Origin of the sequence: Salinibacillus xinjiangensis (genome assembly GCF_009649735.1) — a bacterium.
Classification (GTDB): Bacteria; Bacillota; Bacilli; order Bacillales; family Alkalibacillaceae; genus Salinibacillus; species Salinibacillus xinjiangensis.
In genome coordinates this window covers 48011-68038 of the sequence record NZ_WJNH01000006.1, presented here as the reverse complement: position 1 = coordinate 68038, position 20028 = coordinate 48011, and the positions used below count along the sequence as shown (strand labels likewise).

The window sequence follows — 20028 nt, the reverse complement described above, 5'->3', positions numbered from 1 at the left end:
ATGTAAACGTCACACACACCTTTTCTGCATCTACTATAACTTTATCATAAAATTTACTAGATTAATATGTATACTATTATATGATAATTTTAAATTATTTAAAAGTAGGTAAACGGAGAAAGTGGGACGGAGGGACAGGTCCACAGTCCCAAACAAGCTGGGACAATGGACCTGTCCCCCTGACCCACACCCTTGACCCACCTCACAATTTTGGTGGGATTTCATCCGTATGCAAACATGGTTTTATTTTTTGTAACTCTTCTTCCGGCAACGCTTCTTCAATCAATGGAAAAATGACCCGCTCTTCTTTTCGAATGTGTGTATCTAAAAGTTGACCAAGGTCATTCATTAAGGAAGTAGCATCATTTTTAGATGTAAGAATTTGGTGGACATACGACCGAACCATCACATGTTCTAATAACATTTCGGTAATTTCGGGTTGTTGTTCAATCGACTTATTTGCGCAAACACGGGCAATACAATTTCCTCTTCATCTCTAAAATGCTGATTCCCATCCTTTTCCCAAAAATACTTAAGCTCACTTTTTTCGGTACCGATCCTTTTAAGTTTTAACGCCAAAAACAACGCGTGATGATGATGATGTGATAGTGGATATAACGAATCATGACGCTGAATTCCTTTATTCCGTTTTTCCACTTTGAACCCTCCTAGACAGTTCGCTTATTTCTATTACCAGTATACAACAATTCAGCCATAATATATGTGATAAAAAACACCATGGGTTGTGTTCATTGTCCAAGCAAAGCTGGGACAATGAACCAGTCCCCTTTACCCACAAAAAAACCGCCCTCAACTGGGCGGTTTTTGAACATGTCTATTCTTTTTCATCTGTCTCTTCTTTATCCGTTACTTTCTTTTCAGGATAAAAATATTCACTAGTGTCCACTGGTTCCCATTCCTTATTAGGAGTATAGAAACGAAGTAAGTTCCCGTTTAAGACTTTATCTGAAAGCTCCAGTTCATGTAGAGCTTTCTCTTTTGTTTTCAACATATCTTCTGTTGGTTCTGAAATCTTTTTCTTGCTTTCATTATCATAAAAGATACCATTTACATAGCTGTATTTAGGTGTTACAAAGTCCCCATTTCGGAACGGAACAAATTCTTTATGATCCTTTGAAAACAAATCGGTACCAAATAAAATATAATCCTGTGCTTTAATACCTAATAAATGTAGCAATGTAGGCATTACATCAGTCTGTCCGGAATATTCATGGTTAACACCTTGACCGTCTACACCAGGAATTTTAATCATAAATGGAACACGTTGTAATTCAGCATTTTTTAATGGCGTAATTTCTTTCCCTGTAATTTCCTTCATGGCGCGATTATGGTTTTCAGAAATACCATAATGGTCTCCATAAATCATAATAACAGAGTCTTTGTATAATCCCGCTTCCTTTAAATCCTTGAAGAATTGTTCTAAAGCTTCATCCAAATAACGAGCTGTCTGGAAATAGCGGTCAACTGAAGGATCGCCTGTCTTAGCCGGCTCAATCGTCGCTTCATCCTCATCAATCAAATAAGGATGATGATGAGTTAATGTCATCATATGCGCATAAAATGGCTGCTCCAAATCCTTCAGATATGGCACCGATTCCTCAAAGAATGGCTTATCTTTTAACCCATAGTTAATGGTATTCTCTTCACTCATGTCATAGTAACTATCATAATAAAACTTATTGACGCCTAAGTTTTTATAAATATTGTCTCGGTTCCAGAATGATTTACCATCCCCATGGAAAACAGCACTTGTGTATCCCTGTTGCTGATCTATAATTGCTGGTAAGGCTTGGTACGTATTATCTGCTTTAGTTGAGAATGCAGAACCCTGTGAAAGCCCATATAAAGAGGTATCCATAATTAATTCTGCATCTGCTGTTTTTCCTTGCCCAGTTTGATGGAAGAAGTTATCAAAGTAAGTGAAATTCTTATTCTGATCATGAACTAGGGAATTTAAAAATGGCGTTACCTCTTCCCCATTTAACTTATAATCAATAAGAAAGGATTGGAAAGACTCCAAATGGATTTTGATCACATTTTTTCCCTTTGCTACGCCAAATAGTTCCTCATTTGGTTTTGCATATTTAGCTTTTGTATAGTTTTGAACTTCCGTAATGTCATTACTATCTGCCAATACCTCCTGTGTTGAATTTTCAACACTTTGGGCCGCATCATAGATCATGAAATTATACATACCTAAATATTTTACTAGATAGTTTCGATCAAAGGTTCTTTCCAATAGCTGCGGACGGTCTTCTTCCGCTAAATTAAGGTTAACGGTAAATGCGATGACACCAACCATTAATATTGCCAATGGCTTGCGCATCTTCATTCGCTCAATTGACCAGTTTGGCTTAATTCTACGGTAAAGAACAATCAATAAAACAAGATCCAGTGCAAACAGAATATCATATGGTGCCATCAGGTCTAAAATACTTCCCCCAAGACTACCAAAGTTATCGGTTTGCATTAGAGTTGCGAATGTAATGAAATCACTATTGAAACGATAATAAACCACATTCGCATATAAAATAAAGCTCATGATTACATACATTATAATGATTCGTTTTCCTATTTTGTCACCTTTAGAGAACAATGCCAATCCTAAAAAGATTAATCCAGAACTAAGAGGATTCAAAAATAATAGGAATTCCTGCATTGATCCACTAACACCTAAATCAAATTGTGTTTTATATATTAAATACGTTTTTATCCAAAATAATAGTAATGTTATTGAGAAGAAACCCATCTTTGTGGAGAATATCTTCTTCATTTTTTTCACCTCATAAGAATTAATGTTATATTTATAGTTTCATAACATGAAAGTTTATTCTATAACTAGAACGACGTAATGTCAACAAAATACCAGCAATTACTAATATCTGGAGGGACAGGCAGGAACCCTGATAGAAATTACCAAATATCACCGCGCTCATCTTTTCTTCTTTCCATCTCTTCCTTCCATTCATTCACTCGCTTCTTAATTTCATCTGCAATGGCATCAATCTCATCTATTTTTTCTGACCGCAACGCACGAAGCTCATCGATTCGTACATTATAGTTTTCGCTTATAAGATCATCTAACTCATCTCTTACTTCTTCCGGTACCATTTCTTCTTCCCTCAGAATCTTCATAACCTTGTTATACCTTTCGTCTTCCTTCTTAACTAATGCGCGAATTTTATCATGATCAACATCGTATTTATCGTATTCAGCTAAAATTTCCCAAGGGCCTGGCGCTTTTGTATGTGCCCATGCCAAATCCACTCGCGATGGTAACCATTCATATTCAATTGTTTCTTTTAATTCATTTGCGTCATCTGCCGAGTAGAACTCACCATTTCCCGCTTCAGAAACTTTTTGTAATTGTTCCTCTACATCTTCATCTACATTAAAGCCAATAATATTGACTTTACGGTGCTCATTCTCTTTTACAAAATCCTCTGCTGATGCTACTGGGTTCCCATCACAGGTCTCTACACCATCACTCACAATGTATAAAGTGATTTCACCTTCTAACCCTTTGCTCATTTCAGCTGCTTTATCAATTGCATCAGCTAATGGCGTCCATCCTTTACTCTCAAAATTGTTCAGCGATGCTTCAAACTTCTTTTTGTCATAAGTACCCATTGGATAGACTTCTTCAATTCCTTCACAGGAAAGCTGTTTGTCGGAATCAGCCTCAGATCCTTTGTGTCCATAAACGACTAAAGATACATCATTCTCCTGTCCGATTACATTTGCAAACTGTTGAACCGCCTCTTTGGCAATATCCATCTTTACTCTTCCTTCAACTGATAACAGCATACTAGAGCTAGCATCTAATAATAGAATTGCCTTTCCATTTACTGAGGCACTCTCTTCTTCCTCACTATTGACCCGCTTTGCACCAGGTAAATCAGGCTCAGGAAAATCTGGTTGAAAAGCTTCCGCCGTCTCAATGCCTTTTGTATAATTTGGTGTTCCTAATAAATGTGCTAACGCCTTGGCTAATGCCTCAGGCTCCTGATTTTCATTTGTTATCCTTTGTAAATCATTCGTTAGCTCTTGTTTATTTTGGGCCATAAATTCTTCAACATTCATATCCAATTCCTGCTCTAAGGAAATATCCTCCAAAAAAGTTCCGCCAGTTTGATTTTTCATGCCTTCACGAGAAGGATCAATAGAATGAAAAGTATCTATCTCTAACGATTGTTCACCTTGGTCATCTTCCACTGCCTCTTCATGTTCCACCGTATCAACTTCAGTATTTGTCGGGCTCTCTTCTTGTCCTTTTTGAGCTTCATCTTCACTGCAGCCAGACAAACCTAACATGAAAAAAAGTAATACGACAGTTAATCTTTTCAATCCCAACACACCCCTTGCGTTAGCAGACTTTTATTCTAAGGTTGAAACTATTTTCACAATTGGTCAATATTCCATAATGACTAATTTTCAAGAAAACACAGGATTTATGAACTACAAAATTATGGGCCACTTAGTAATTATTGACAATCTACTACCTAATCATATGTTAAATCACATCCAAAATAACTAGGAAATGAAAGACCAATGCTCCGACTTGAGTCAAAGCATTGGTCTTTATAGGGTTCAATCGTACAATGAGTGAAACGGTTTTGAGTACCGCTACCTATTTCTAAGAACCCCCTTCAAAATATACGGAGTAACACCTTTCATATATTCCTCAGGATTTACATCCCCACTACTGTTTCGCCACTCCACAGAAGCTCCATAAAGCCCCCAGCTCCTCTGTAAAAGTCCGTGATATAGGCTGCTGTTTTTTCCTCTTGAAAACGAAACTTCACCCTATTCTCAGACGTATAGTTAGTAAAGGTGAGGTGAATGAGTTGTATTTTCCATCTAAAAAGGACATTTGGTTGGGTTTCATATTTTGGGGGATTATACTTTTTATTATCTTCATTTACATTTTTGGTTCAGAGCCTGTTGGCATGCAGTTCATAACCTATGATAGTGTGTTAGGAACGATTATAAGTGGATTGATTATAGGATTACTTTTATGGATTTGGTTCGGGACGGGGTATAGGGTTGAGCGTGGAGTTATTAAGGTTCGCTCTGGTCCATTTAAAAGCACGATAAAAATTGGTGAAATTAAAAAATTGAGTAAAACAAAAAGCCCATTTTCAGCACCTGCGCTTTCGATTGATCGACTGGAAATCCTTTATGGCAAATATAACATTATGAATATATCGCCTAAAAATGAATATGAATTTGTTCAATTGTTGGTTACTAAAAATCCTCGTATTCAATTAGATAAGAAACTTTCAAAGTAATTAGAGGTGAATTATGGTGGCATACGGAGTAGGATATGTTCCAGAATGGTTCTTATGGATTGCGTGTATTATTTTCATATTATTTATTGGCATTACATATTGGCTAACACGAGGAAAGGTAGAAACAACCGCAAAAGGAAATGGAGAAATAGGGAATAAAGCATTTTATACGGAAAACCCTATTTTGGCCATGACAAAACGAGTCGAAATATTTGATATGAAAACAAACTATGTAGGTTATGTGAAAAGAGGATTTGATAATCCTTTTCAAATGCTAACTACAATGTTTTTGCCTAATTATTTTGTTGACCTGTATGGTGAGGATGCTAACGGAAACTTAAAAATAAAAATACACAAATTGAGAGAGAAAAAAGATTTGTTACAAAATAGGTGGGAAGTACAAATCATTTCTAAGAATTGTGAAGAAAACTTTATGATAAAAGGGGATAAGAAATTGTTATCCAGCAAAGTCCTCTCTTTTCCATACAAAAATGAAATCATAAATGTCTCTAAAAATGTCAGTGAACGCACCATCAATTTCCACAAAAATGGACAACAGATTTCATATATTTCTAGTAACGGTAAATTACCACCTCGAGATATATTCATGGATACTCAAGATGGTGAATTACCATTTTTATTATTAGCATGTATATATGAGGTTATTAAGTTTTATAGGACTTAGAAATTTATTCTAAGTCCTTTTTCGTGATAGCACGTTTAAAATTAGACCCTTAACGAGCCACGAAAACCCCTGGCTCCATAATAAGAATCTGCTCCATTGTGATAAACAAAGACGCGCCCGAAGCGACGGTCACCAAAAATTGCCCCACCGCGTTCTCTCACATTAGAAGGGGTCTCCAACCAGCTCGACGTTTTCAAATCAAATTCTTCAAGTTCCTGTAAACTGTGATATTCTTCCTCCGTTAAGAGCTTAATACCCATATCTGCCACCATATCCATAGCGCTCGTTTCTGGCTTATGCTTTTTCCTTGACTCTAGTGCTTCACGGTCATAGCATACCTTTCTGCGACCTTTAGGGGTTTCTTTTGAACAGTCATAAAATATGTATTCATCCGTGTCTTGGTCATGACCAACAACATCAGGCTCACCGCCCGTTTTTTGCATTTCATTTAGCGACCACAACTTATCAGGATTGGCATCCAGTTTTGCTTGGACCTGACCCCACTCTAAACCTTCATGGCGGTGCATATTTTTCTCAAATCGGGCTTTCAATGTGTTTAACAATTCCTCACGTTGCTCTTCTGACAAATTTTTTGTCATATTAATACCTCCTTGGGACGGAGGGACAGGTACACTGTCCCATTCAATCGATAAGTATTACTTCATCATTCACATGAATATCTCCTGTCTTGATCACTGAAGCATAAACCCCAAAGTTATTATCTCGATCCTTGATAAGTGTTTTATGTAGGCTAGAATCTCGTTCTGCATTATCCGGGTCTACCGTAATAATCATGCACCTTTTGCAATGCCCTACCAACTCGATTTCCACTTCACTACCTATTCTGATCCGTTTTCCCATCCATTCTTCTTCAATAAACGGTCTTTTATCTTTTAATGAAATAAATAGATTAGGGCGAAAACGTCTAAAGTCAATCCTGTCTTTTCCCCATTTTTCCTCTAAATAATTTAAGGAAGCATCAGTTGTAAGAAGAATGTGTTCAACAGCGATTGGCCCAATCGGTACATGTGAAGGTGTATACTCAGTAGTCGAAATTTTTCGTTGCGATTTCTCTTCCAGATCGCTAATTAACTCTTCATCTTCCCAATCAAATACGTTCCCCTCAGGTGTCGTTACCTCCACTCTTGGATATTCGTCCATCCGCTCTTCCCCGACAAACCTCGCTTTATATCGAACCATTTCTGGGAATCGAGTGATAGTTAGAAAATCACCATTTCTCGATTCATCTATGTAAGCATGGCTTCGGTCTCCATATAAACCATAGTCCATTATTTTAGACTTTTGTACAAATTCCCCGCTAAATGATTTGATAGGATGGCGTACAATTTGCTGGATATGACCAACTAACAATATAATTCACTCCTAGTTTCAAGTCTTTCATACAATATAACATAACATCTAAAGTAGGTAGAGGGCACCAAATAAGGTGCCCGACACTCCCCCTACTCTTGATCAATTAAAAATTCTAATACTTCCTCAATTGATAGTCGTTGTATATGTGTAATACTCATTTGTTCCTTTTGCATTATGCTTTCTAAAGCTTCTACATCATTGGTAACGATTTGGGGAGGATCCATTTCAAACTGAATTACGTTTGGGTGTTGTATCACCTGTTCTACTACATCTGATATCCAAATCCTTGCCCAGGTATCATATATATCATCTTTATTAAAGGAGTGAGTAATACGACCTGAATCTAGTACCACAATTTCATCACACAACTGATTAATCTCTTCAATTTTATGCGTAGCCAACACTATGGCTTTTTCGCCATCCTCCATAAACCGCATTAAGTCTTCTTTCATTTTTCGCTGTGAAACCAAATCCACTCCAGCTGTTGGTTCATCTAAAAGAAGGAGAGTCGGATTATGACAAAGGGTAAAAATAAATTCTATCTTTTTCTTCGTACCTTTTGAGCACTTGCCATACCTTTCATCTACATCTATCTTATAACGTTTGACCAAGTTTTCAAACTCGTTATGATTCCAAGATTGATACCAGCGCGAAATCAGATTCTTCATTTCTGTAATCGTTAAAAACTCGTATGCTTCTAGTATCTCACCAGAATATCCCACATGTAACTTCCATTCTATGTCATCCTCAGTCCATTCCTGACCAAAGAATTTGATATGACCAGTGTCTTCCTTAACGATGTCCATTAAAATACGAAACAGAGTACTTTTACCCGAACCATTGGCTCCCACTAAACCTACTACTATATCTGGTTCCACTTCTAAATCGAGTGGACCTAGTGTAAACCTTTTATATGTTTTCGTTAACTCTTTTACTTGTAAAAGTGAGGCTTGCATGTTCATCCCCCATTTTTAAAATATTCCCTCATAATATTGTTAAAAATCGTGTTTATTTCCTCTTCGGAACAACCGACTTGTATTCCATGTTCAACAGCCTTTTTAAAAGCATCATAAGCTAATTTTTCTTTCGTATCTTCTATTTTTCTATTTTCAACATCATTCACAAAAGTGCCTTTACCTTGGGCTGTTTTAATAAAACCATTTGCCTCCAGGTTTTGATAGGCTCTTCTTGTGGTGATCACACTACAGCCCAAATCTCCCGCTAAAGCCCTTATCGAGGGAAGGGAGGTGCCTGGTGGAAGCTGACCACTTACGATGAGTGTTTTGATTTGTGTTTCGACTTGATGATAAATGGGTTCTCTGCTTTCTTCGGAGATATGGATTGGTATCTTCAAGTGACACCACTCCCTTCTATAAATAATCTCTGTTCGCTAAACGCTTCTTCAGTAATTTGTTCCAACCAAAACTACACATGACACCAATAGATAAAGAAATGACTGTCATGAGCCAACCCATTTCTTTCACTAACTCTATGCTTTTTTCTACGATTCCAAATCCGAAATACGTATAAAAAGTAATTTGTAAAACCAAGAATAACCCAAGGAAAACGAAGGGTAATATATGCAGGATCTTACCACCTTTTCCAAATTCAATATACGGACTCATTCCACCAAGCGCCAACATATAGCCAAACCAAAATAAAATAAACGTAACAAACTCACTTATCGTCATGAATTCATAAGAGTTACTAAATACAAACACAAAAGCTACAACCGTCCCATAAAAAGTCAACGCCAACACACCTAAGATCATGAGCATAAACAGTGTGCGACTTAATGCTAAAACGGAAACGGGAATAGGTAATGAACGGAGCACCGCCATCCGCTTCCCATGCGGGTCATCCTTTGCCACTCGATAACTCAAATATGGCTTAGCCATAAAGATGGTTGCGAAAGATGGTGCCATCCCGATAAAAATGAGATCAAGTAAAAAGCGGTCTGCGAAAATGGAATTGGAGTCTACTCTCAGTTTTATAATGGCACTTTCAGACTCTGACAGAAGTAATCCTGATGTCAGCATACCCATGAATATCGTTACGATAATCGTTATCAAAAAGCCCATCCATTGATGTCTAAATTCCTTTCTAGCTAACCAAACAGCATCATTAAACAATCCTAACACCCCTCTTATCTAGTCTTGAAGAAGTTGACAAAGCCGCGATCTTCTAATCCCAAAAAGTCAACGCCATAATAAAGTAAAACCGTAAATACAATACTCCAAATCGTAATGCTCGCAGATACCCAATAAAATGTTTTCATTTTTGTGCCACCAAATGTCATGCTCGCCATAGCTGTTAAATGACTACCAACAATTAATGGTCCAAGTATGGCTAATCCGGGCAAACCAAATTTCCTCCACAAATTATGGGCTCTGACAGATCGCTTACTTTCTTTTGTTTCCTTCCCTTCTCTACGCTTTTTTCTCCAACTTTTAATTTGTTCGACAAAGATAATCACAAGAAAAACAGTCAATATATTTCCGGCTAAACCAAGCCCCATAACGGGGAAAACGGACAATCCCGCAACAGTAGCAATGGCAACGACCCCATATGCCTCGAAAAATGGAATGGCCGACAATATAAAAACGGATATATAACCCAAAATAAAGTCCATCATTATCATCCCTTCCAAAGTGTTAAGGTGTGTATATCTATATACACACCTTAACACAAATTAAGGATTAATCAAATCCATTTATTCATTTAAAATCAAAATCAGTGCAAAATTGTCTATTAATTAGCGCTACATATGCTCTTTCTATAATAGAGTTATCAAATTAAAAGGAGTGGTCGTTAATATGAAGCGTTTTCTTTTTTATTATCTGTTTCATGAGCATTTTAGTGACTAGTTTAGCAGTTCCAGTACTTGCGACAGAAAAGGAAGGCCAAATCTCCAAGCAAGAGCAGCAACAGATGATAAATGTGCCCGTCGAGGAGCATCTGCCCATGCACCGGAAAACACTATGGCAGCATTCCAAGAAGGTGTGGGCATGAAATCAGATTATATCGAAATTGATGTGCAAATGACGGAGGATGGAGAATTGGAGATTCAAGAGTAAAGGGATTAGGGTCAGACCCTAGTGGTCTGACCCTAATCTTAGAACAAGGTCCTAGTATTAGAAGTAGTTACGATTCTGTAACTGCCCTCACTTGTAATAGACTAGAAACCCCAATACCTTATTTATTCTGTTTTTTATAAAACTTGCTAAAATGATGAAGGATCCCTTGCTTTTTCTTACTACCTTGAGCGGTTTCAGCAATAGGGTGGATTGGCTCTTTGTTTGCTGCTTCATGGGCAAGTTCATATAGCTTTAGCTGACTATTTATTTCGGGTTCATATTCCTGCCGTTTCACATAATCATATTTTCCATTAGAATCTTGTTCACGTGCTTTTACATTGTCTGCCAGAATAACATAAATCCACTTAAAAATGCGTTCTTTTAAATGACGCTTTAAGATAGGAAAGAGTAATTCAACTCTATTTTCCATGTTTCGTGTCATCATATCCGCAGAAGATAAATAAACTTTTTTTTCTCCATTATGGTAAAAGCAAAAAATTCTTGTATGTTCCAGAAATGTACCCACAATACTTCGAACGGTAATATTTTCACTTACATTTTTGATACCAGGACGTAGGCAACAGATCCCCCTAACAATAAGTTCGATTTTCACCCCAGCATTGGATGCTTCATACATTTTTAAAATAAGTTCTTTATCCGTTAAGGAATTCATTTTAGCGATAATATGACCATTTCCAAATTGATCATGATAGGCAATCTCTTGGTCAATCAATTTGAAAAATTCATCTCGAATATCATACGGGGACATGACTAAATGATAAAATGCTGGTTTTTCCATATATCCACTTAAAACATTGAAAAAATTCGTTGCATCAATCCCAATCTCTTCATTAGATGTCAACAAACCTATATCTGTATATGTCCGGGCGGTAGCATCATTATAATTTCCTGTTCCAAGGTGAACAAATCGTTCAATCTTATTCTTTTTGCGACGAACGATCAGCGTAATTTTACTATGAGTTTTCAAGTTGGTTATCCCATAAATGACATGACAGCCAGCTTTTTCTAATTCCTTTGCCCATTGAACATTATTCTTTTCATCAAATCTTGCTTTCAACTCTAGCAGAACGGTCACTTGCTTACCATTTTCTGCAGCACGCTCCAAACTTTTTATGATTGGAGAATTGCCACTGACCCGATAAAGCGTTTGTTTAATCGCAAGTACATCTGGATCATCTGCCGCTTGTGAGACAAAGTCGACAACTGGCTCAAATGATTCGTATGGATGATGAAGTAGAATGTCCTCTTCTAAAATCGTCTCAAATAAGCCATTTCCCCCTCTCAAATCCTTCGGTGGATTCGGAATGTAAGTAGGATCTACTAAATGTTCATGTGTAGTTTTTAAGGTTTTGTAAAAAGAGAAAAGGAAAGTTAAATCGAGTGGAGAACGGACATAAAATACGTCCTTTTCATGAATTTCCAGTTCTTCGATTAAATAGTCAATGACATGATGATTGGAGACGCTATTTTGAATTTCTAAGCGTACAGCAGCTCCTCGCTTTCGCTTTTTTAATTCATCTTCAATTTCCTGTAACAGGTCTTCCGCACCATCTTCATGTATGGTTAAATCGGCATTTCTTGTAATCCGAAACGCTGTAACGGATTGCACCTCATAACCCATAAATAATTTATGAATAAAGTGAGATATTACTTGTTCTAGAAGGATAAATGACCTCTTCCCCTTCTTCATTGGTAATTCAATATATCGGTCTATCACAGCTGGGACTTGTACAATCGCTAAGTTTCCCAAATTCAATTGATTATCGAGATTCCCATGGGTATCCTTTATCCGAATGGCTAGGTTCAATGATTTATTTAATAACATTGGAAATGGACGATATGCATCCACTGCCATTGGAGTTAATACAGGAAAAATATGCTCATCAAACAGCTTTTCTAAAAATAATAAATCTGACTTCGTTACCTCTTCGATAGGAAGAATGCTAATGTTTTCTTTTGCTAAAAGAGGTGTGAGCAGGTTTAAATAAGCATCATCTAGTTTGTCAATTAGATCGTGGCTTACCATAGAGATTTCTTCAAGTTGTTCAATTGGTGTTAAACCAGCTTTATTTTCAGGTCGATTAAAACCAGCTTTCACCTGATCCAATAAACCGGCAACGCGAACCATAAAAAACTCATCAAGGTTTGAACTGAAAATAGCCATAAATTTTAATCTTTCTAGAAGAGCATTACGTTCATCTAATGCTTCTTCTAACACTCGATCATTAAAGTTCAACCAGCTTAATTCTCGGTTATTATAATAGGAAGGGTTCTCTAAGCTGAGTTTCTTTTCTGCTACTTCCACTTGTCATACATCTCCTTTTTTCGACAGATATATTACAATCATAACAAAATCAGCGCAATCCATCGTAAATATATTGTAAAAATTCTGTAAAATGTTTGTAAACAACTTCCTCTATACGCTGACTACTTGATATGGAACTTTGCATCGAGTGTTAGCTTCAATAGCTTTTCTAAATGTTTCTTTTGTTTTTCAAAGTGATATTCCTCAGGACGATAGTAACCCTTACAAATGACATGAAGCATCCAATGGACTTTATCTTCCTTACTTATTTGCAAATCAATCACTGTATTTTGATTCGATATATTTAAGCTTTGTGATATTTTTAATATGGCCCCTAGGACACATAATGTTTTTTGTTCACTCGGTGTAAACCATTCTTTAAATGCGCGTAAATATTTCTGAAATGTGCCTTTCCCTTTATATGAGGAAACAAGTGCAAGTTTCAACTTGTCTCGATGGGAAAGACCCAATATGGTTCGATTTACTAATAAATGAAAGGTATCACTACTCGTTTCTGCGGTTGCTTTTTTACCTAAATGAAATATCCGTGCACCAAGTGCTAATAACGTAAAATCTTGTTTGGTAAACTGATCACTAATTTCTTCTTTAGTTTGTACTGCTTCAAATAGGACAGCAGCAATTTTTAGTAACTGCTTCTCATCCTGTGTACCAATATAGAAATTTTTGCGAAATTTAGCAATACTAACATCAAGTAAAGGAAGATTGGAGTGATCATTATCCATCCACTTTTGGTATAGAATCCCATCCCGTAATCCTCTCCGACTAATAATGAACTTGGTAGCATGTACCATGTTACAAACGACTTCAAATACTTCAAAGGCAGGAAGAATTGTATCTGCTCTATCCTTAGATAGGCCATCAGTCTTTTGTAATTCTATATAAGATAACGGAAGCAAATCTTCTTTCGTTTTAACGATGTCATCTAAACTCATTTCATATTGATGCATTTCATCAAGGGGATATTTGATTAATTGCTGATGAATTTGGCCAACATTTCGAGCACTTCCGCCTATTGCTATAACAGGGGCTTGCCTATTCGTGATCCAAGGGAAAGCTTGAAATTGCTCAAAAAGGTACTTACGTATATGTTTTCTTTCTTCATCGGTAGGAATATCGCCCTTTACAAATTGAAGCTTTAATGATAATGCTCCAAACGGAAAGCTATGGTATTGCTTTATGGTGCGGTCTTTAAAGTACGTAATTTCGGTACTTCCACCGCCGATATCGATTGTAATTCCTTCGTTAATGGGTATGGAGTGTAATACCGCATTAACTCCGTAAAAGGCTTCCTCATAATCACCTAACAGTTTTATGGTAATTTGTATCTTTTCCTTCACGATTTGCAAGATTTCTTCTTTATTAGCAGCTTGTCTAATAGATGCTGTTGCAACACAAATGAATTCGTTAACCTTATAATGCTCTAGTATGTTATGAAACTCTTCTAGTGCTGTCATTAATCTCTCAATGCCAGCCTCGTTTAGTGATTGTGTTTCATCAAAATAAGAACGGAGGCGGGCTGTGATCTTTATGTTTTCTAATTCTTCAAAATGTTTCCAGGATTCTAAACGCTCATATATAACAAGTCGAATGGTATTCGAACCAATATCAATAATTCCAACTCTTTCTGTCAAAAAAATCCTCCTTACTTATGAAGTGTAGAATGTTCTTATATTTTATCATGTTGAATGAAGCTAAATGAAGTAAATTTAGGGACAGTCCCGCTTCTCTCCTAATATGAAGAAGTTAGTCTGTCCCTTTTTCATTTGTTCTTTTATCTTCCCTTGCATATATGGTCCCCCATTTGCTCAGGGTCCTCGGCACGTCCAATAAATCCCTTGAAAGAATATGGGACCAATGATTGGAATATCATCCAACACAGGAATACTCGTTGTATAGAATGGCTGATCAACCATATCTGTTTGTCCTTTACCATACCATACTTTTGTTAAATAAACCCCTATACCTACAGCGAGCACATTAATCGCAACTCCACTAACGACCTAATTTGCGTTAAAGGATACGGAAACTATTGCATGAATAATGGAATAAATAGCCCCAATGATCGTTGCAGCTACTATGGATATCCAAGGTGTCCATGAACCGAAAACACTTGCAAAAGTAAGATTAAACACAATACCTATAAAAGCACCCATCACCATGAATCCTTCTAGCCCAATATTTACAACAGCTAACCTTTCGCTATACACTCCGCCTAAAGCTGTCAAAATAAGAGGTGCGGAATAGAACAGAACGGTTATTGCATATTTTATTCAGGTGTATTTTCATGTATACTATATACCATACAAAATGAGTATCTAGAAAGGAGAAGGGGCATGCCAGTACCTGCAAACCATTCGAAACCTGTTCGTCAATCGGCTAAGGAAAGCGCATTAAATCAGATTCAACAATGGATCATTGATGGAACTTTGCTGCCAGGCGAAAAACTGAATGATTCCGAGCTAGCTGAATCACTGGGAGTCAGCAGAACCCCGGTTCGTGAATCACTTCAACTTCTCGAAGTGCAGGGTTTTGTCAAAATGTATCCGGGCAAAGCAACACAGGTTACCGAAATCAGACGAGATGCCATTAAAGATCTTCTCCCCCCATTGGCGGCGTTGCAGTCTTTATCAGCCGAAGTGGCTACTGATCATTTGAAAGCAGATCATATTAGCCAACTCGAACAGATCAATGAACGCTTCAAACAATCCATTCATTCCAATAACGGCTACGCTGCTTTGAAGGTCGATGAAGAATTTCATCAATTAATTGTTGACATAACTAAGAATCCTTATATCCAAAGCGTATTAGAATCATTACAGGCACATGTTCGAAGGCATTTTTTCTATAATTCTATTGTGTTATCAGAAAGGTCTATTGAGGAACATAATACGATTATTAAGGCCATGAAAAATGGAAACAAAGATCAAGCCGCATCCATTATGAAAGAAAACTGGCTAGGTACATTACAGGAATTTGAATAAAACGGGTACACAAAAAACCGGTTCCGAAAAGGAAACCGGTTTTTGTTTGTATTATGAAACATGAGCTGCAGCTGTCTCATTTTTTTGGAAATGACTGATGAAACCTGTGACTACAATAACAGCAACTGCGGGCAGCAACCATCCAAGTCCCTGACCGTATAGAGGAAGCGATTGTTCATAAATGTTTATAACAGGCTGCATCCAGCTATAATATTCGATTCCTAATGAATTACAGAGCGACTTGAGGCCATCAAAAATACTAATTAAAAACGTTACAGCAATAGTTGACCCATATACGGTTCGTGCATGATTAAACAGTGGAGATAAAAATGTCAAGATCATTAGGACAATCGCCAATGGATACAAGAACATCAAGACCGGAACAGAGTAAGTGATGATGTTTGCCAATCCGAAATTTGCAATTACAAAGGTCAATGTTGCAAAGAAGACCACAAGGGTTTTATAGCTGATATTCGGAAACAACGTATGAAAATATTCCGCATTGGCTGTTGTCAGTCCGATAGCAGTCGTTAAACACGCCAATGTAATAGCAATAGCAAGTAAAACGGAACCAAACGTACCAAAGTAATGGGAAGCGGCACCACTTAACACCGGTCCGCCAGTTTCAAAGACTCCAAAAACCTGCGTGCTTGTTGCCCCCATATATGCAATCCCTACATAAATCGCTCCGAGAAGCAATACAGCAATACTTCCTGCCTTAACGGTTGTTTTGAGAATATCCGTTTTGGACGTTACCCCCATTGCCCGGATCGCATTAATCACGATAATCCCAAATACCAATGATGCTAGTGCATCCATTGTATTATAGCCTTCAAGGAATCCCGTAACAAACGCTCCACTAGTATACGCTTCCTGCGGTGCCTCCATCGCTCCTATAGGATTGACAATTGCTGTCACAAGAAGAACTAGAATCAGAACAACTAGTCCAGGTGCCAACACTTTTCCGACATTATCAACAAGTTTGGCGGGATTTAATGAAAATAAAAGTACGATAGCGAAAAACAATAAAGTAAAAATAAATAAACCCATTTGTTGTGAAGACTCATTTATAAAGGGCGATATACCAATCTCATACGCAACCGTCCCTGTACGAGGAGATGCGAAAAATGGTCCAATTGTTAAATAAAGTAATGATGTAAAAAACACGGCATACACTGGGTGGACCCTTGATGATAAATCCTGCAGATTACGGCTTCCGGAAAAACTCATTGCAATGATACCAAGGAGTGGAAGCCCCACGCCGGTAATTAAAAATCCGATAACAGCTGGCCAAAGACTTGTCCCAGCATTTTGCCCCAAACCTGCCGGAAAAATCAGGTTTCCAGCTCCAAAAAATAGTGCGAACAACATAACACCAACTGCTGCGTAAGACGAAAAAGTCAGTTTCATGATTTGAACCTCCTATGATGTTTTCATCATCTATATGCAATATATCAATAGAAAACATCATACTACTCCCGATTGCAAAATGCAATATATTACGTGAATTTTATGACGATTATATCAATTGAAAAATTCTGGGCGAGGGATTGATACTCACAACTATGTAAATAATTAAAGCAGACCCATCAAAATTTGATAAGTCCTTTAAATACTTTATTAGGTTAGAGAAACGCGGTATATTAGTGCAGAAAAGCGGCAGCTAGCAGGCGATATATTTCTAAATCTCAATGGCACCTCCATTGATTCGTTTAAAACCCCGCCGTTTGCTCAGGTCCTCCACAAACTTTAAAGCTGCTTTGTCTTTCGCCTTCGCTTCAATCATAATATCAGCTGATTTTCCATAGCTTTTTAATGCTTGGATAAAGGGGCTAGCAAAGTCAGTGTCCACATAATCCGCATGTGCTCGTTTTAATTTCTCCGATTTTGGAGAGGATAAATGGAATTTAGGCACCCTTCCCGTATTCTCCCACGTAGCAAAGATTCGAGGGAGTAACTCCTCCCATTCACCATTCCCAGGATTCGCCCAATGGTGATGGTAGTCAAACACGAATGGAATCTCGTGCTTCTCACAAACTTGAAGGGTTTCTAGTGCTGTATAGGTCTTATCATCATTTTCAAGGGTTGTTTGCATGCGAATATCTTGATCAAGCTTTACAAAGTTTTCATTAAACCGTTTAATCGCTTCCTTTTTATCTCCATAAGCACCGCCAACATGAATATTAATATTCGCATCTTTATGTAATCCCATGGCTTTTAACATCTCATAATGATAGATCATATCAATAATGGCATTCTCTGTTACATGTTGCTGCGGACTCGTAAACAAGGTAAACTGATTCGGATGAAAGCTTACCCGTAATTGATTGGTTTTCACTAGTTCTCCAACTTCTTGAAAAAGCTCTTGAAATGGAGTTAGAAAGTCCCACTTCACTTCTGGGTGTGTAGCAAGCGGTACAATCGATGAAGACATTCGATAAACATCAATGCCGTGGGCAATATTAAAATGAAGGGTACGAATGGTGTTTTTTAAATTCTCCTCGGTTAAATCGTATAGCTTCTGCCTTCTCCTCTCCCCAGCTTGTTTCTTCCAATTTGTAAATGTGAGGGTTCTAGAAGGAGAAGCTTCCCATAAGGAAAGCGCTGTTGAAACATAGCCGAATCTGAGTATCATGAATTCACCCCACCCTATGATGTCGGTAAAACTAGTGTTTGTGCTTGGGGATAATTCATACATTGTAGAAGCATAGGGCTGTTTATCCGGTTTCTCTCTTTTAGTCGATGATTGCTACTGGTCTTGCCCAGGCTCCACTGGCACTTTCAATTTTCACAGGAAAACAGCTTACTTTAAAACCATGTTTTTTGGGGATTTGGTCAAGATTTGCAAGCTTTTCAATTTGACAATATTCCTTTTCTAGTCCCACTAAGTGCGCATCCCAAATTCTATTGTTTTCAGGGTCTTTTTTGTAATTCATTGCCTGTATATCAAGTGGGATATCCCACCCCCAGGCGTCCGTCCCCATCACTACAATTCCTTGATCGATTAACCAACGGGTTGCTTCTGCAGTTACTCCAGCACTACAAAAGGCATAATCTTTTTCATAAATATGTTGATCCGCCCCAGTTCTTACTAAAACAATGTCATTAGGCTTCAAATTATAATCCATTTGCTTTAGCTGTTCCTGCAAATCTTCAATTGTAATTCCGTATCCCTTTTCCTTGTCTCCAAAGTCAAATAGAACTCCATCACTATAAAACCATTCTAATGGTACTTGATCGATGGTTTTAGCAGGCTTTCCTTCAGATGTTTCTCCGTAATGGAAGGGTGCATCCACATGTGTTCCCGCATGTGTGCTTGCTGTTATGACTTCTGTTGCCCACGCTTTTTCTCTATGAAAATCTTCCTTTTTCAAATTTAAGCCAAATTGATTGAGGGTTTGTACACCCTCTTCAGCCCCTTCATCATGGCTACTATAACGAATTGATGGAGGCGTCGGTTCTTTTACTTTAGGACTTAGCGGCACACTCAAATCAATCATTTTCATCTTACACAACACTCCCTTTGTATATTTTTAAAAATATATAAAGTTTCATAAACATTTATGACAAATGGGTTCGGGCAACATTGTAGTGCCTCCCCCATTGCCCCACAATGCCACAAATCACACCCTTCACTTATGAAATTACGTATAATGTGAATTGGCGGAGACTATGAGAAAGTTTGTGCCTCGCGTAAAGGCTATATAAACACAAAGAGGTGAGAAAATGAATCAAGCACATTTAGATACTAGACGAGTCATTAACATAAAAGATCTATTACTTCAGCTACAACAAGGGAAGTCAGAACAAGATGTCCGAGAAGATTTTCATCAGCACGTTCAGGACTTAGATACCATAAACATTTTATTGATTTTTCATCGAATAAAATATGTTTATCCTGAAGTAAAAAACAAGGATTTTGAGAAATTCTTTGACATCTGTCATCACCTATATGGTCATACGATTCATGATATTCATGTTCCTGAATCAGATCATCCAAATCGTCCAATCCAAATTTTCAATAAAGAAAATCGGGTATTTGAAAGCCTATTAACTCGACTTAGTAGTCTTATCAATGCGATGGAAAAAGACCCCGAACATCCGACAGATCAACTACAAGAGGACATGAAACAACTAGGGACACTTTACAGTCATTACAACCGTAAAGAAAAACTCTTTTTCCGATGCCACTTTTGGACTTAACCCGTGAAGTCAAAAGAGAAGTAAGCTCGGAGCAATAAACATTTCGGGG

General features: G+C 37.5%; 21 protein-coding genes and 1 pseudogene. 6 read left to right on the top strand and 16 right to left on the bottom strand.

Features of this window, described 5'->3' with window-relative positions; genetic code table 11:
* Positions 1–202 precede the first annotated feature (202 nt).
* The 4 genes from GH754_RS19680 to GH754_RS10490 all read right to left on the bottom strand — a co-directional run bounded on the left by GH754_RS19680 (position 203) and on the right by GH754_RS10490 (position 4368).
* Positions 203–424 (bottom strand): hypothetical protein, encoded by a 222-nt coding sequence (locus tag GH754_RS19680; protein ID WP_228550226.1) that lies wholly within the window; start codon positions 422–424, stop codon positions 203–205.
* Positions 415–657, bottom strand: coding sequence for a hypothetical protein (locus GH754_RS19675; RefSeq protein ID WP_228550225.1), 243 nt, complete (start codon positions 655–657; stop codon positions 415–417). The genes GH754_RS19680 and GH754_RS19675 overlap by 10 nt, the downstream gene beginning before the upstream one ends.
* A 178-nt stretch (positions 658–835) precedes the next feature.
* Positions 836–2794 carry an LTA synthase family protein gene (locus tag GH754_RS10495; protein WP_153728666.1) on the bottom strand — a complete coding sequence of 653 codons (1959 nt, stop codon included), beginning with the start codon at positions 2792–2794 and terminating at the stop codon, positions 836–838.
* Between the two features lie 140 nt (positions 2795–2934).
* Entirely contained in the window at positions 2935–4368 is a 1434-nt protein-coding gene (locus GH754_RS10490) for a vWA domain-containing protein (protein ID WP_153728665.1), read from the bottom strand.
* Between the two features lie 530 nt (positions 4369–4898).
* Between GH754_RS10490 and GH754_RS10485 the strand changes: the two genes are divergently transcribed.
* Together GH754_RS10485 and GH754_RS10480 are read left to right on the top strand one after the other, a co-directional pair.
* A complete protein-coding gene (locus tag GH754_RS10485; RefSeq protein WP_228550224.1) occupies positions 4899–5312 on the top strand; it encodes a PH domain-containing protein in 414 nt (137 codons plus the stop codon).
* Between the two features lie 13 nt (positions 5313–5325).
* Entirely contained in the window at positions 5326–5997 is a 672-nt protein-coding gene (locus GH754_RS10480) for a tubby C-terminal domain-like protein (RefSeq protein WP_153728663.1), read from the top strand.
* 41 nt (positions 5998–6038) lie between these two features.
* On the opposite strand, the gene GH754_RS10475 is transcribed toward GH754_RS10480, so the two are convergent.
* The 6 genes from GH754_RS10475 to GH754_RS10450 form a co-directional block, all read right to left on the bottom strand.
* Positions 6039–6596 carry a DUF4256 domain-containing protein gene (locus GH754_RS10475; RefSeq protein ID WP_153728662.1) on the bottom strand — a complete coding sequence of 186 codons (558 nt, stop codon included), beginning with the start codon at positions 6594–6596 and terminating at the stop codon, positions 6039–6041.
* 43 nt (positions 6597–6639) lie between these two features.
* Positions 6640–7368, bottom strand: a complete 729-nt coding sequence (locus GH754_RS10470) for an MOSC domain-containing protein (RefSeq protein ID WP_153728661.1) — start codon at positions 7366–7368, stop codon at positions 6640–6642.
* Positions 7369–7460: 92 nt separating this feature from the next.
* Entirely contained in the window at positions 7461–8327 is an 867-nt protein-coding gene (locus GH754_RS10465; protein WP_194841330.1) for an ABC transporter ATP-binding protein, read from the bottom strand.
* A gap of 2 nt (positions 8328–8329) precedes the next feature.
* A complete protein-coding gene (locus GH754_RS10460) occupies positions 8330–8725 on the bottom strand; it encodes a GntR family transcriptional regulator (RefSeq protein WP_153728659.1) in 396 nt (131 codons plus the stop codon).
* Between the two features lie 16 nt (positions 8726–8741).
* On the bottom strand, positions 8742–9503 hold the full coding sequence (locus tag GH754_RS10455; RefSeq protein ID WP_153728658.1) for a hypothetical protein: 762 nt from the start codon (positions 9501–9503) through the stop codon (positions 8742–8744).
* Between the two features lie 14 nt (positions 9504–9517).
* Complete coding sequence (locus GH754_RS10450; protein ID WP_228550223.1) at positions 9518–10006, bottom strand: small multi-drug export protein; 489 nt, start codon at positions 10004–10006, stop codon at positions 9518–9520.
* Between the two features lie 224 nt (positions 10007–10230).
* Between GH754_RS10450 and GH754_RS10445 the strand changes: the two genes are divergently transcribed.
* Both GH754_RS10445 and GH754_RS20095 read left to right on the top strand, forming a co-directional pair.
* Positions 10231–10383: a hypothetical protein gene (locus GH754_RS10445; protein WP_153728656.1), complete on the top strand. Its 153-nt coding sequence runs from the start codon at positions 10231–10233 to the stop codon at positions 10381–10383.
* A complete protein-coding gene (locus GH754_RS20095) occupies positions 10353–10448 on the top strand; it encodes a glycerophosphodiester phosphodiesterase family protein (RefSeq protein WP_153728655.1) in 96 nt (31 codons plus the stop codon). Before GH754_RS10445 ends, GH754_RS20095 begins: the two co-directional genes overlap by 31 nt.
* Before the next feature lie 118 nt (positions 10449–10566).
* Here GH754_RS20095 and GH754_RS10435 read toward each other — a convergent pair whose 3' ends face one another.
* The 3 genes and pseudogenes from GH754_RS10435 to GH754_RS10425 all read right to left on the bottom strand — a co-directional run.
* The gene (locus tag GH754_RS10435; protein WP_323741966.1) at positions 10567–12774 is read right to left on the bottom strand and encodes an RNA degradosome polyphosphate kinase; all 2208 of its coding nucleotides are present in this window, start codon (positions 12772–12774) and stop codon (positions 10567–10569) included.
* Positions 12775–12896: 122 nt separating this feature from the next.
* Entirely contained in the window at positions 12897–14426 is a 1530-nt protein-coding gene (locus GH754_RS10430) for a Ppx/GppA family phosphatase (RefSeq protein ID WP_153728654.1), read from the bottom strand.
* Positions 14427–14615: 189 nt separating this feature from the next.
* A pseudogene (locus tag GH754_RS10425) lies at positions 14616–15065 on the bottom strand (ABC transporter permease subunit); the annotation flags it as partial.
* Positions 15066–15128: 63 nt separating this feature from the next.
* On the opposite strand from GH754_RS10425, the gene GH754_RS10420 reads away from it, so the two are divergent.
* Entirely contained in the window at positions 15129–15776 is a 648-nt protein-coding gene (locus tag GH754_RS10420) for a GntR family transcriptional regulator (protein WP_153728653.1), read from the top strand.
* A gap of 51 nt (positions 15777–15827) precedes the next feature.
* Here the strand turns inward: GH754_RS10420 and brnQ are convergent, their stop codons facing one another.
* From brnQ to GH754_RS10405, 3 genes are all read right to left on the bottom strand, one after another.
* The gene (gene brnQ / locus GH754_RS10415; protein WP_153728652.1) at positions 15828–17186 is read right to left on the bottom strand and encodes a branched-chain amino acid transport system II carrier protein; all 1359 of its coding nucleotides are present in this window, start codon (positions 17184–17186) and stop codon (positions 15828–15830) included.
* A 271-nt stretch (positions 17187–17457) separates the two neighbouring features.
* The gene (uvsE, locus tag GH754_RS10410) at positions 17458–18411 is read right to left on the bottom strand and encodes a UV DNA damage repair endonuclease UvsE (RefSeq protein WP_153728651.1); all 954 of its coding nucleotides are present in this window, start codon (positions 18409–18411) and stop codon (positions 17458–17460) included.
* A gap of 100 nt (positions 18412–18511) precedes the next feature.
* Positions 18512–19282 (bottom strand): cyclase family protein, encoded by a 771-nt coding sequence (locus GH754_RS10405; protein WP_153728650.1) that lies wholly within the window; start codon positions 19280–19282, stop codon positions 18512–18514.
* A gap of 220 nt (positions 19283–19502) precedes the next feature.
* Between GH754_RS10405 and GH754_RS10400 the strand changes: the two genes are divergently transcribed.
* The gene (locus tag GH754_RS10400; protein ID WP_153728649.1) at positions 19503–19979 is read left to right on the top strand and encodes a hypothetical protein; all 477 of its coding nucleotides are present in this window, start codon (positions 19503–19505) and stop codon (positions 19977–19979) included.
* Positions 19980–20028 lie beyond the last annotated feature (49 nt).